Source organism: Planctomycetota bacterium (genome assembly GCA_038746835.1).
Classification (GTDB): domain Bacteria; phylum Planctomycetota; class Phycisphaerae; order Tepidisphaerales; family Tepidisphaeraceae; genus JBCDKH01.
In genome coordinates this window covers 1-12,753 of record JBCDKH010000098.1, presented here as the reverse complement: position 1 = coordinate 12,753, position 12,753 = coordinate 1, and the positions used below count along the sequence as shown (strand labels likewise).

General features: G+C 65.7%; 9 protein-coding genes. 3 read left to right on the top strand and 6 right to left on the bottom strand.

The genetic code is table 11. The features are described from left to right. Positions 1-536: DHH family phosphoesterase (locus AAGI46_10560; GenBank protein MEM1012645.1), on the bottom strand; the 536-nt coding region annotated here is incomplete at its 3' end. A 56-nt stretch (positions 537-592) separates the two neighbouring features. On the opposite strand from AAGI46_10560, the gene AAGI46_10555 reads away from it, so the two are divergent. Then, positions 593-1,108: a sulfite exporter TauE/SafE family protein gene (locus AAGI46_10555; protein ID MEM1012644.1), complete on the top strand. Its 516-nt coding sequence runs from the start codon at positions 593-595 to the stop codon at positions 1,106-1,108. Position 1,109: 1 nt separating this feature from the next. Here the strand turns inward: AAGI46_10555 and hpt are convergent, their stop codons facing one another. Further along, the gene (gene hpt / locus AAGI46_10550; protein ID MEM1012643.1) at positions 1,110-1,682 is read right to left on the bottom strand and encodes a hypoxanthine phosphoribosyltransferase; all 573 of its coding nucleotides are present in this window, start codon (positions 1,680-1,682) and stop codon (positions 1,110-1,112) included. A 27-nt stretch (positions 1,683-1,709) separates the two neighbouring features. Next, positions 1,710-4,778 carry a hypothetical protein gene (locus AAGI46_10545; protein ID MEM1012642.1) on the bottom strand — a complete coding sequence of 1,023 codons (3,069 nt, stop codon included), beginning with the start codon at positions 4,776-4,778 and terminating at the stop codon, positions 1,710-1,712. A 130-nt stretch (positions 4,779-4,908) separates the two neighbouring features. Between AAGI46_10545 and sppA the strand changes: the two genes are divergently transcribed. Continuing rightward, positions 4,909-6,939, top strand: coding sequence for a signal peptide peptidase SppA (gene sppA / locus AAGI46_10540; protein ID MEM1012641.1), 2,031 nt, complete (start codon positions 4,909-4,911; stop codon positions 6,937-6,939). A 69-nt stretch (positions 6,940-7,008) separates the two neighbouring features. Here the strand turns inward: sppA and AAGI46_10535 are convergent, their stop codons facing one another. The 3 genes from AAGI46_10535 to clpB form a co-directional block, all read right to left on the bottom strand. Further along, on the bottom strand, positions 7,009-7,359 hold the full coding sequence (locus AAGI46_10535) for a hypothetical protein (GenBank protein ID MEM1012640.1): 351 nt from the start codon (positions 7,357-7,359) through the stop codon (positions 7,009-7,011). Positions 7,360-7,505: 146 nt separating this feature from the next. Then, positions 7,506-9,221: a PQQ-dependent sugar dehydrogenase gene (locus AAGI46_10530; GenBank protein ID MEM1012639.1), complete on the bottom strand. Its 1,716-nt coding sequence runs from the start codon at positions 9,219-9,221 to the stop codon at positions 7,506-7,508. Positions 9,222-9,278: 57 nt separating this feature from the next. Further along, complete coding sequence (clpB, locus tag AAGI46_10525; GenBank protein ID MEM1012638.1) at positions 9,279-11,900, bottom strand: ATP-dependent chaperone ClpB; 2,622 nt, start codon at positions 11,898-11,900, stop codon at positions 9,279-9,281. Positions 11,901-12,196: 296 nt separating this feature from the next. On the opposite strand from clpB, the gene AAGI46_10520 reads away from it, so the two are divergent. After that, on the top strand, positions 12,197-12,753 hold a 557-nt coding region (locus tag AAGI46_10520), incomplete at its 3' end, for a DPP IV N-terminal domain-containing protein (protein MEM1012637.1).

The window sequence follows — 12,753 nt, the reverse complement described above, 5'->3', positions numbered from 1 at the left end:
TCGTCGCAAGCAGTGATGGCGCAGTCGACGGTGACGACGACCTGCGCTCCGTCGGCGGCCAGCTGCCGAAGGGCGTCGGCGTTCAGGCCGTATCCCTCGTCGATGCGGTGGGGGACGTAGGTCGTGACGTGGTCGTCGCTGGCACCGAGCGTCGTAAGCGCGTGCCAGAGGATGCTGCTGGCGGTGATGCCGTCGACGTCGTAGTCGCCGTAAATGACGATGCGTTTCTGGTCGCGGAGCGCGTTGGCGATGCAGGCGGCGGCAGCATCGAGGCCGGGAATCGTCGTGGGCTCGTCGAGGTCGGTCAGGCTCGGCTTGAGAAAGCTTCGGCAGGCGTCGAGATCGTCGGCCGTGAAGCCGCGATTGACGAGAGCAGCTGCGAGCGGTCGGCTGGTCTTGAGGGCTTTGGCGAGCTGCTCGACGGCGTCGGGGTCGGGTGTCGCGACGTCCCAGCGCTTCTGCGGCGTGATGGCGGGTTCATCGGTGAAGCGTCCGTGCCTGGCGGCCGGCCGCGCTTCCGTGGCGGCGAGTGTCATGGGGGCAGTGTTGCGAATTGCGTCGGTGTTGTCAGCAAAATCAGCCTGGCGCGACCTTGCGGCCGCTCCTGCTGATCGCCTACACCGGTCGGATCATGGCACAGCAGTTGATGAACAGCATCCCCGGGCTCCTGGCGTTCGGGCTCTTTGTGGGCGTCTTCGCCGGTCTCTTCGGCCTGGGCGGCGGGGCCGTGATCGTGCCGATTCTGGTGCTGGTCTTCGGACTCGACCAGAAGTCAGCCCAGGGGACGAGCCTGGCGATGATCCTCGCCCCCACGGCTGCCCCGGCGATCTTCAATTACCACCGCGACGGTTTTGTGGTCTGGCGGCTCGTCTGGTTCGTCACGCCGACCATGCTTGTCGGCAGCTTCGTCGGTGCCGAGATCGCCAAGGCCCTGCCGCAGGATCTGTTGAAGATGATCTTCAGCGTCGTGCTGACGTACGTCGCGGCCTACCTGATTTTCAGCAAGCTCGACAGTCTACCCAAGGCGTTGCTGTACTCGACGGCTCCCGTCGTGTTGATGGTCATGCTGATTGTCGTCAGCGGCGTCTTCAAGAAAGTCGCGGGCTAGCTCAGCCGCCGAAGGCTTCGGGTTTGAGGACGCAGATGTCCGGCAGGTTTCGGTAGACGGCGTCGTAGTCGAGGCCGTAACCGACGACGAACTCGTCGGGCACTTCGAAGCCGACGTAATCCGCCTCGATGGCAGCGGGCTGGGCGAGTTGCTTCTTGAGCAGCACGCACGACCGCACGCTGGCGGCGCCGAGATCGCGGACGAGCGGCACAACCGAAGCGAGTGTTCGCCCGCTGTCGAGGATGTCGTCGACCAGCACGACGTGCCTGCCTTCGACGTGGCCGAGTTGCTGGCCGAGAACCTCCGGGCCGAGGCTGCGGACGCTCTTGCCTGGATAGCTGCTGACGGCCAGTAGGTTGATCTTGATTGGCAGCGGGATCGCTCGGATGAGGTCTGCGGCAAAGACGAGCGCGCCGGTCAGGATCGGGACGATGGTCACTTCCGCCTCCTCGCCGACGCGTTCGGGGGCGTGGTCGCGCGTGATGTCGGCAGCGATCTCTCCGACGCGGCGGGCAATGTCGTCGCCGGAGATCAGGATGCGGTCGACAGACTCGTGCAGCGGATTGCTGGTCATCGCCCGGCACACTAACGACCTTCTTGGTTACCCGCCCGACACCGAGAATGAATCGATGTCGAGGCCCGGGACGTCGAAGGGTCGGAAGTCGACGCGAATGCCGCCCTCGTCGTCGATGTTGTCGAGAAACAGGCCGACCTGCAGCGTCGCCCGCTCGAAGAAACGGGTGATCGAGACGCTGTTGCTCCGCAGGCGGCCTTGGTCGACGTCGAAGACACTTCGGCCGAAGAGGTCGTATCGCCGGCTGAGTCGGTACTGCGCACTGCCGCCGATCGTCGTCGAGTCGGCCGGGCGGAGGTAACGGGCATCGATGCGAAAGTCGAGGCGTTCGCCGCGTTCGAGTCGAACCTCACCGACGGCCGAGAGCAGTTCGTCGGCATCGATTCCGTAGATGAGTCGGCCGGAGGTGCTGGTCGTGTCGGTGATGTTCCACGCAGCACCGCCTTCGAGCGTGTCCAGCGGCAGGGATGCCTCGGGGCGACTCTCATAGAAGACGCCGCGGAACGGGCCGGTGAGTCCGTCGGGATCGGGCCCGCCTTCGAACTGCAGTCGGGCAGCACGCTCGCGGCCTTCGGCGGCGTCGAAGAAGTTGGCGGAAACGTCGAGGTCGAACAGGTCGACGCTCCGTTTGCCACCCGGCGGACCGCGGTACGTCTGAATGCGTTGCCGCAGGCCCAGACGAACGATGCCCAACTCGCCGTAGCCGTCGACTTGTTCGTCGAAGACGTAGAGCTCCGTCGTGTCAGGCCCCCAGCCGATGCTGCCAAACACGTCGGCGTAGGGCTCGACGACGTGACGCAGTCGATCGAGGCTCAAGATGCGGCTGTAGACGCTGTTGCTGACGCCTGCAAACGCCGTCCGGACCGAAACGCCCGCACCGGCCAGCACGCGTCCCGTCGCCCCACCGAATGGACCGTCCCCGTAGGCCGTGGTTCGACCGACGACGTACGGACGGAGGCTCAGGAAGCCGCCGGTCGACGGGGCGGCGACCTCTTGGCGCAGGTCGAATCGCGGCACGATCCGTTCCGTGTCGGGCGTGTAGGCGTAGCTGGGGAAGCCCGGAAAACCACGGATGCCGTCAGGCAGACTCAGGTCGCGCTGCAGGTCGCCACTGAGGCGATCGAACGCGAGCACGCCGAGCCGAGCCTCGGTGGAAACGGTGAGCGGCCCGAGGCGATCACCGAAACTGCCGGCGCCGAGTTCAGGCAGCCGCTCGATTGCGGTGTTCTCTTGAACGACCTCGGCAAAGGTCGGGTAGTTGTGCAGCGACACGTTGAACGACGCCCAGCCGAGTTTGTTGCGACTCCGGTTGATCGCCAAGAGTGAAAGGTCGTGCGCCGGGCCGTCGTTGAAGCGCGGTCGATCCCACGATTCGAGGTAGGTCGAGTCGGACAGCAAACCGAGACGGAAGAACAGGGCAAAGTCCTCACCTGACATCGTCGACGCGGACGGGAGGAACAGGGCGTGCTCGACCTCAAATCGTCCACGGAGTCCGTCCTGCGGCACGTCCGGACGCCTGCCTGGCAGGTCGTCGTCGCCACGATCGTCAATGCCCTCGAGCAGAAAGCTGCCGTCGTACAACGCGGGCCGACCCTCGCCGACCGGCAGGAAGAACGATCCGCCGTAGTCGCCGCGTAGGGCACCTCGAACGCCGCGTTCCGAGAAGTTGTCGATCTCGTAAGTCGCATCGAGGTTGCTTGGCGGATCCCGACCGATCGTCTCGAACAAGCCCCACTCGGTGCGGACGAACGTTCCGCGGTTGCGCGACTCGCCAATCCGAACGCCCCGCAACGGAACTCGGCGGTCAGGCAGGACGCCGCGGACTACCGGGAAGTACAGCAACGGGACGTCGAACACCCGGCCCGTGACGTTGTCGGCACCAGCGATGCGGCGAACAGAACCGAACGACTCGGTCTCGCGGATGAAGACGCGCGACGCCCCGAGCGACAGCATCGGCGTCGCGAAACGAGTCGAGCTGATTCGCCCGGCTCGAGCCTCGTAGTCGCCGTCGACGAAGCGTCGAAGCGCCTTGGCACGAACCGTCAGCGGAAGCTCGTCGCCGTCACCTGTTGCCGATGTGTGCAGGACGGCCTCGCCGAGTAGAGCCTGGCCCGTGTCGAAGTCGTAGTACGCACGGCGGGCCCGGAGCTGCTGGTCGCCGCGAGGCAGGTCGACCCGGCCGTTGCGTCGTCTTGGAGCATCGGTGAAGAGGACCTCGACGCCACCTTCGAGATAGACGCCGCTGGCATTGCGGGCCAAGTCGTCGCCGAGTCCGGTGTCGTCTGTCTCGATGTCGTCGAGCCGTTCGACCTTGCTGAAGACGACCGCCCGATCCGCCCGGAGCTCGACCAGCGATCCGTCGGCCTCCTCGCGAATGAGGAAAAAGCCACCCGTCGCCTCGACGGCAAGCAGGTCATCGCTCGCCGGAACGGTCCGGAGTCGTCTCGCCTGGACCGCCGCAAGCGGCTCGGGTGGAAGTGTCGCGGCTTGGGGCTGCGTCGTCGGGAGGGGGCTGATCGCCGTCGACACGGACGAAGGGTCGACATCGTCCGCCGATGGCTTATCGGGCTCGCCGGCAGCTTCGGCGAGTCGCTGGCGGGCTTGGAGGACCAGCGGGTCTTCGGAGGCGTCGCCAGGCTGCCGATCGTCCGCTCGAAGCTCGACGGGACCATCGGCGATGAGCCCGGCCACATAATGAGGCCCCGCACCTTCACCGAGCGACGACTGCCACGTCACGTCGCCCATCAGCACGACATCCAGTCGACGCCGACCGAGCCCCGACGGCAGAATCCGCGACCACACCACGGCCGAGTTCGCCTGGAGTGTTGTTTCACCGGCCTGGATGCGAATGGGCGCGTCCTCGTCGCCGCGCAGGAAGAGCACGCTCGCACGGCCCTCCGTCCAAAGCCTTGCCGACGACGCGTCAGCCGTGACTGGCATTGCCTCGCGTCGATCATCGGCCTGCGTGAGCGCTGGCAGGGGCTCTGCCTGTAGCGATTCTGCGGAGAACACCGCCAGCACCAGGGCGAGGACGAGCCACCTGCCGCCGGCGCGACGGAGCGTCGGTGGGACGAAGCTGGCAGCGAACCGGAGCAAAGGCCGGCCGATTGTCGATGTTGAGGGCGATCGTGCAACAATGCGCGGTGCAACCTTTCGGACGCCAGCGCGTGCGTCCCGCGCGAGGCCTGTCGGCCGAGCACTTTTCGTCCTCCCTTCCCAGCACGTGATGTCCAATCCCTCTCTGCCGTCGATATTCCGCTCCCGACCCATCGGCCTTGCCGCAGCGACCGTCGCGGCGGCCCTCATGGTCGCTGTACCCGCGCTGGCCGACGCCCCGACGACCCGGCCGACCGACGAGAAGGAACAGAAGGACGGAGCGAGCGACCGTCTCTCTGGCCTGCTGGAGCGGCTCAAGAACAACGAGGCGGACCAGGAAGAGTCCACGGACGAAGCTCCAGAAGAAGACGCAACGGAGGCTGAGGAAGCCTCTGACCGAATCTCCCCTGCCGACTTGATTCGGCAGATGAAGGAGGAGAAGGAAGAGCAGGCGTCGCGTCCGCTGGTGCCGCTGATCGACATGAGCATCCCGCTCCAGGAGAAGCAGGCCGGCTTCAGCTTCTTCGGCGGACCGGGCCTCGATCTGCGGACCGTCCTCCGTCGCCTTGACGAAGCAGAGAACGATCCGGACGTGAAAGCCGTCCTCCTGACGTTCTACAACGGCGGCCTGATGAACTTTGCCCAGGCGCAGGAGATTCGGGCCAAGCTCGACGACCTGCGTCGCGCCGGCAAGCGGACCTTCGCTTACGCCGACACGTACGACACCGTCAGCTACCTCGTCGCCAGCGCCTGCACCGACGTCGTCCTGATGGATGGCGGCGAGCTGTTCATGCCGGGCGTCGCGGTCGAGCCGATGTTCTACAAGGGCACGCTCGACAAGCTGGGCGTCACGCCCGACTACGTCCAGGTCGGCGAGTACAAGGGTGCCGACGAGCCATACACGCGCTCGGAGCCCTCGCCAGAGTTGACGCAAGAAATGGAGAAGCTGGTCGAGTCACTGTTCGACCAGATTGTGGCGGACATCAGTGGCGGCCGGAGCCTGCCCAAGAGCGAGATCGAAGCGGCCATCGACCGAGCAATGACCAACGCACGCCAAGCCCAGCAGCTCGGCCTGATCGATCACCTCTCCGACGCCGACGGCCTCAGCGACATCATCGCCAAAGAGCTCGGCGACGCGGACAAGGAGCCGCGCATGGATGCCAGCTACGCCGCGACGGAAGGCCCGCAGTTCGATCCGGACAATCCGTTCGCCATCCTGCAGATGCTCAAGCCGCAGAGCATCGATGCGGAGAAGCCTTCGGTCGCACTCGTCTACGCCCAGGGCGTCATAGTCGACGGCACCAGCGGCGGCGGGGGACTGCTTGGCGGTGGTGAGGGCGTGAATACCGAATACATCCGTCGCGCGATGCGTCTGGCGGAACGGGACGACGAGATCGAGGCCATTGTGCTCCGCATCGATTCACCCGGCGGCAGTGCCCTGGCAAGCGAGGCGATGTATCAGGCGATCCGACGCGTGGCCGAAGAGAAGCCCGTCATCGTCAGCATCGGCGGCGTCGCGGCGAGCGGCGGGTACTACCTCGCGGTCGCAGGCGACGAGATCTATGCCGATCCGTCGGCCATCATCGGCTCGATCGGCGTGGTCGGCGGCAAGCTCGTCCTCGACGGCCTGTACGACAAGGTGGGCCTCAGCACCGCCATGTTCACCCGAGGCCGGAACGCTGATCTCTTCAGCTCGACCGAAGCCTGGGACGATGGCCAGCGTCGACTCATCCGCAACTGGATGAAGAGCACGTACGACCAGTTCACCGAGCGCGTCGAAGCGGGACGCGGCGACCGTGTTGCCGACGTCGACGAGATCGCTCGCGGTCGCATTTTCCTCGCGGCGCAGGGCAAGAAGCTCGGCATGGTCGACCACCTCGGCGGCCTCGAAGACGCCCTCGCCGCCGCCGCCGAGAAAGCTGACCTCGGCGACGACTACGACGTCATCGTCCTGCCAGGCGAACAGCCAAACCCGTTCGGTGGTGGCGGGTTCCCGCTGGGTCAGATGAAGCAGGAACTGGTCGTCAATCCCCTGGCCGAGGCGCTGCAGCTCCTGCCGCCCGGAGCCCGCGAGGCAGTCAGCCGGTTCATCGTCGTCAGCGAACTGCTCGAAGATCGCCCGGTGATCCTGATCGCACCGTTCAGCGTGCGAATCCACTAGGCAACTCGTGAAATGCGACACGACCCGCGGAACACGCGTTCCGCGGGTCGTTCTCTTTGCGTCGCTCGACTACGAGCGGGTTTTGCGCTCCTTCGCAATCCGTCGCGCTTCGACGCCGTACGCCTTTGGCAGTCGGGCCAACCGCTGACGACGCAGGTCGAGCGTGGTCACGTCGCCGTCGGCATCCGTCGCATAGACGAACGGCAGGGCGACGGCCCGAACCTCGAACGGCTCACCAGTCCGGCAATGCGCACCGGTCCACGTGACGGTGTCGATCACACCGCCGCCGTGGGGCTGCTCGTCGGCGGGACCCATGTATGTCTGCTCCGCGACCGTGACCCAGAGCCCGACCTTCAGGTCCTCGGGCCCGATCAGCCGGCTCACGCCGACCAGCTTCTTCTTGTCTGTCTTCTTCGTCACGCTGCACCTCCAAGCCGCCCGATCAGGACGGCAGTCAATCTCAAGATCCACAACGCCGCACGGCGGCGTTTAACTGGGTCGAGATGAATTGAGGTGGGCTCGCATGGCTACTCCGGGCGAGCAGGCTAGGCAGAGTCGCTCGTGTGTCAAGCAGAAACTCGACGGGTTCTTCGTCGAAGCAACATCAGCGTACCGGTGAGCAGCAGGCCGGCGCTCGCAGGCTCCGGTGCGAGCGCGAAAGACGTCGACACCAGTTGTCGGACTCGGCCGTCGAGCCCCGTCAAGAGGTACAGCTCTCCGTCGTAGCCGAGGCCGAAGCGGAGATCGGTGCGCGTCTGACCCGTGATGTCGAAGACGGCATCACTCAAGAGCTCGTCGCCGAGCAGCTTGATCTCCTGGGCGAGGACGGTGTCGGTCAGCGGGGCAGTGCCAGCACGGCGGGCGGCGTCGAGATCGAGCATGTCTTGCCAGTCCGCGAAGTAGAGGCGGCCAAGGTTCAGGTCGCCGAAGACGTACTTGCCGAAGAGTTCAGGCAGTTCCGTCCCGCGGTACACGAAGCCGCCAGCGATCGCCTGATCGCCACGAGACGCGTCGTGGTCGTATTGAACGATCGGATACGTGTATGGCCCTTCGTCTTCGTCCTGATCGGGGATCAAGTTGCCATTGTTGTCGGTCAGGCCGAAGACGTTGGCCGGATCGCCCAGCCCGCCGTCTTCGGTGTCGAGGCCGTTGACGAACGTGCCCTCGCGGAAGGCCCAGCCGAAGTTGTCCCCCGGCTGGACGATGTTGACCTCTTCGACCGCGTCTTGCCCGATGTCGGCGACGACGATGTTGCCGTCGTCCCAGGCCATGCGGTGCCCGTTGCGGAAGCCATAGGCGAAAATCTCGCCGAGCGTCTCACTGTCGCCGTCCTCTGCGAACGGGTTCGACTTCGGCACGCCGTAGTCGCCGAACTGGCCCGGGTTGCGATCGACCCGGCCGTTGTACGGCACGGGATCGATGCGAATCATCGTGCCGGCCAGCGTGTCGAGTCGATTCAAGGCGCCCGGCACAGGCTCGTCCGAGCTACCCGCCGCACCGCCGGCACCACGACCGTTAACGAAGCCCCAGTCGCCGCCGCTGATGTAGAGCAGGCCGAAGTCCTGATCGCCGCGGACGGCGTCGGGTCGGAACTGGAGATCGCCGAACGGATGGAAGTAGCTCGTCGCCGGCGTGCCGACACGCATGATCTCGCGACGCGTCGCATTCGACGAGGTCACCTCCGATCGCGACGGATCATCCAGCTGCCACTCGCTGATGACGGTGTGGTGCTCAAGATCGCTCTGCGTGTACGCCGGCACACCCGGTGCCGATTGCGGCACGTACGCGTCGAACCCGGCCGACTGAGCCACCGAGCCCACCTCCGTGTGGATCGTGTAAAACCGCCCACACCCGGGCGCTGTCAGGTCATTAAACTCCGGATGAAACTCGAACGTCACCAGCCCGGCCGCGTTGCCGCTTGCGAACTGCATGCGTGACCAGAGGTCGCTGTCGAATGTCTGGAGATCGAGGTAGGTCGACGTCGAGACGTTGCTCACACCAGACGCCAACTCTTGGATGAGCCCACGCTCGTCGCTGACGAATCGCCGGCCGTTTTCGATCTCCTTGAAGAAGTTGGTACGTGCCCGGTAGCTCGGCTGCCGATCGCTCGTCGGCAGCGGGCGGCCGCTGGTATCAGGCAAAACCGCCACCTCACGCAGACCAAACCGAAGCCCACTGTCGGCAAACGGCGCGAGGTTCGGCTCCGCAAAAGATGGTGACGCGACGGTCACAACCGCTACCGCGGACGCGGCGGCCATTACTGCGCACTCGGCTCTCCACATGCGCCCAGGTTTAACAGAAAGCAGGAGCAGCGGGAACACGGCTGCTCCTGCTCGTGCTCAGGTGGCCAGCTCTTCGATCAACTCGCCTTCGACCGGAGCCGTCGAGAACGTCAGGTTGCCGCTGGCCTGGTCGGCGTCGACTTGGATCGTGCTGCCAGGCTCGAACTCGCCGGCGAGAAGCTTGGTCGCCAGCGGGTTCTCGATCCGCTGCTGGATGACGCGCTTCAGCGGCCGGGCACCGAAGAGCGGGTCGTACCCCTCGTCGCCGATCGCCTTGAGGGCGGCGTCGGTGAGTTCCAGCGACAACCCGCGGTCGGCCAAGCGCGTCTTCAGGCGGGCGAGCTGCAGGTCGACGATGCGGCCGATCTGCTCGCGGCCGAGAGGCGAGAAGACGATCGTGTCGTCGATGCGGTTGAGGAACTCGGGCCGGAAGTGGCCCTTGAGGACCTCACGCACCGCCGCCTCGATCTCGATGTCGGGCGCACCCTCGGCCGTCAGCGACTGGATGCGATCGCTGCCGAGGTTGCTGGTCATGACGACGACCGTGTTCTTGAAGTCGACCGTCCGGCCCTGGCCATCCGTGAGGCGACCATCGTCGAGCACCTGCAAGAGCACGTTGAAGACGTCGCGGTGCGCCTTCTCAACCTCGTCGAACAGCACGACCGCATATGGCCGCCGACGCACGGCTTCGGTGAGCCGTCCGCCCTCTTCGTAGCCGACGTATCCAGGCGGGGCACCGATCAGTCTGGCGACGCTGTGCTGCTCCATGAACTCGCTCATGTCGATCCGCACGACCGCGCCGTCGTCGTCGAACAAGAACTCCGCGAGGGCCTTGGAAAGCTCGGTCTTGCCCACGCCTGTTGGGCCGAGGAACAGGAATGACCCGATCGGCCGATCCGGATCGCCTAGCCCCGCCCGCGACCGCCGCACCGCGTCCGACACCGCGACGACGGCTTCGTCCTGCCCGATCACGCGGGCGTGCAACCGGTCCTCCATCTTGACGAGCTTGTCCCGCTCGCCCTCGAGCATGCGGCTCACGGGAATACCCGTCCACCGGCTGACGATGGCGGCGACAGCTTCGGCGTCGATCTCTTCCTTCACGAGCGCCTCGCCGCTTTCGGCCAGCTCCTGGAATCGGGCGGTGGCGTCGTCGATCTTCTTCGACAGCTCCGGCAGCTCGCCGTACTGGATGCGGGCGGCCTTCTCGAAGTCGCCGGCACGCTGGGCCTGTTCCAGCTCGACCTGCTTTGCGTCCAGTTGCTCCTGAGCCGTCTTGACCGTGTCGAGCACGTCCTTCTCGTTTTGCCACCGCGTGGTCAGCTCGCGGTCGCGCTCCTGCAGATCGGCCAGCTCCTTCTGGGCCTGCTTGGCGGCGGCCTTGTCCTCGTTTTTTAGGGCTTCGACCGCGATCTGCTTCTGCATGATCTCGCGGCGGATCTCATCGATCTCCTGCGGCATCGAGTCGTTCTCGATCCGCAGCCGCGACGCTGCCTCATCGATCAGGTCGATCGCCTTGTCCGGAAGGAACCGGTCGCTGATGTAACGATCACTCAGCTTCGCCGCCGCGACGAGCGCGCCGTCGGTGATGCGGATGCCGTGGTGCGCCTGGTAGCGGTCCTTGATGCCACGCAGAATCGCGAGGGTGTCCTCGACGCTCGGCTCGCCGACGAAGACCGGCTGGAACCGCCGCTCGAGGGCCGAGTCCTTCTCGATGTGCTTGCGATGCTCAGCCAGCGTCGTCGCGCCGATGCACCGTAACTCGCCGCGAGCCAGTGCCGGCTTGAGCAGGTTCCCCGCGTCCGGCGAACCCTCCGTCTTGCCCGCGCCGACGATCGTGTGCAGCTCGTCGATGAACAGGATGATGCGGCCGTCGCTCTTGGTGACTTCTTGAATCACCGCCTTGAGCCGCTCCTCGAACTCGCCGCGGTACTTCGCCCCGGCAAGCAACGCGCCCATGTCGAGCGCGACGACGGTCTTGTCCTTCAAGGTCTCCGGCACGTCGCCGTTGACGATGCGGACCGCCAGCCCTTCGACGATGGCCGTCTTGCCAACGCCCGGCTCGCCGATGAGCACGGGGTTGTTCTTCGTCCGCCTTGCCAGCACCTGCATCGTGCGGCGGATCTCTTCGTCCCGTCCGATGACCGGATCGATCTTGCCTTGCTTGGCCAGCGCACAGAGGTCTTTGCCGTACTTCTCGAGCGACTGGTACTTGCCTTCGGGCGACTGATCGGTCACGCGCTGGTTGCCGCGGACGTCCTGCAGCGCGGCCATGAGCTTGTCGCTCGTCATGCCGCTCTGTTTGAGCAACGTGCCGACCTCTTCATCCTTCTTGAGAAGCGCAAGCAGAATGTGCTCGGTCGAGACGTACTCGTCCTTGAGCTGCTCCGCCTCCTGGTGCGCGACGCGGAACAATGCCTGTGCCTTGCTCCCAACGCCGGGATTCGAGCCCGTCGACGACGGCAACGCCGCCAGCTTCCGCTCGCCCGCCGCATTCAGCGACGCCAGGTCGACACCCACCTTCTGCAGCACCGGCCTCACCACGCCCTCGGTCTCCGCCAACAGCGAAGCCAGGACGTGTACCGGCAGAATCTCGGGATTGCCCCGATCCGCCGCGATCTCCTGCGACCGCATGACGGCCTCCTGGGCCTTGATCGTGAACTGATTGATGTTGACGCTCATGCCTCACGAGGAACAACCGGCGTGCCGCGTACGAACCGCGGTTGGAGCCTGTGAGCCGCGTCGTGTGAACGTCGCACCTGCCAATGAGGCAGCCGAATGACGGGTCCGGCGGTCAGACGAACGGCGCTTGTGCGAGAACTGTCACCGTCAACCGGCCGTCGATTGCCGAAATCGAACCGTTGTGCAACCAGTTCCTTTTTCAACGGTGTGACTGCTACCGGCCGAGGCGGCGCAAGCGCGCCTTAGCTCTGTCACCCGCTCCTCCACATTCGACGCATCAGATCTTCTTCGACATCATGCCCACGACTTCTCGTCCGTTCTTGAACAAGCTCCCGCTCCGCCGAGCGGTCAGTGCCACGCTCGCCGCCGCAGGTCTGCTGGTGGCTTCTGCCCCGGCTTCCGCGCAGCGGGCCGAACCGCACGGCGGCATGCTGCGCTTCCCCGACGTCAGTCAGGACCGCATCGTCTTCAGCTACGGCAACGACCTCTGGACCGTCGAACGCGCCGGGGGCGTCGCACGCCCGCTCGCCAGCCCGCCCGGACAGGAGCTGTTCCCCAAGTTCAGCCCCGACGGCCAGACCATCGCCTTCGTTGGCAACTACGACGGCGACCGCGACCTCTACCTCATCGACAGCTTCGGCGGCCTCGCAGAGCGGCTCACGTACCACCCGAGCAACGAGCTCCTCTGCGACTGGGCCGGCGACAATCGCCTGCTCTTCAGCGCTGGCGGTCGCAGCCACCGTCCGCAGCCGCGGCAGACCAGGCAGCTCTTTTTCCTCGACGTCGACAACCCCGCGCAGCAGGAAGAGCTCCCCGTGCCGTACGGCGTGAACGCGAGCCTCGGCGAAGACGG

Excerpts from the sequence above, each read along its gene's own strand:
- hpt (MEM1012643.1), bottom strand. The coding sequence starts at position 1,682 with ATGACCAGCAATCCGCTGCACGAGTCTGTCGACCGCATCCTGATCTCC.
- sppA (MEM1012641.1), top strand. The coding sequence starts at position 4,909 with ATGTCCAATCCCTCTCTGCCGTCGATATTCCGCTCCCGACCCATCGGC.
- AAGI46_10530 (MEM1012639.1), bottom strand. The coding sequence starts at position 9,221 with ATGTGGAGAGCCGAGTGCGCAGTAATGGCCGCCGCGTCCGCGGTAGCG.
- clpB (MEM1012638.1), bottom strand. The coding sequence starts at position 11,900 with ATGAGCGTCAACATCAATCAGTTCACGATCAAGGCCCAGGAGGCCGTC.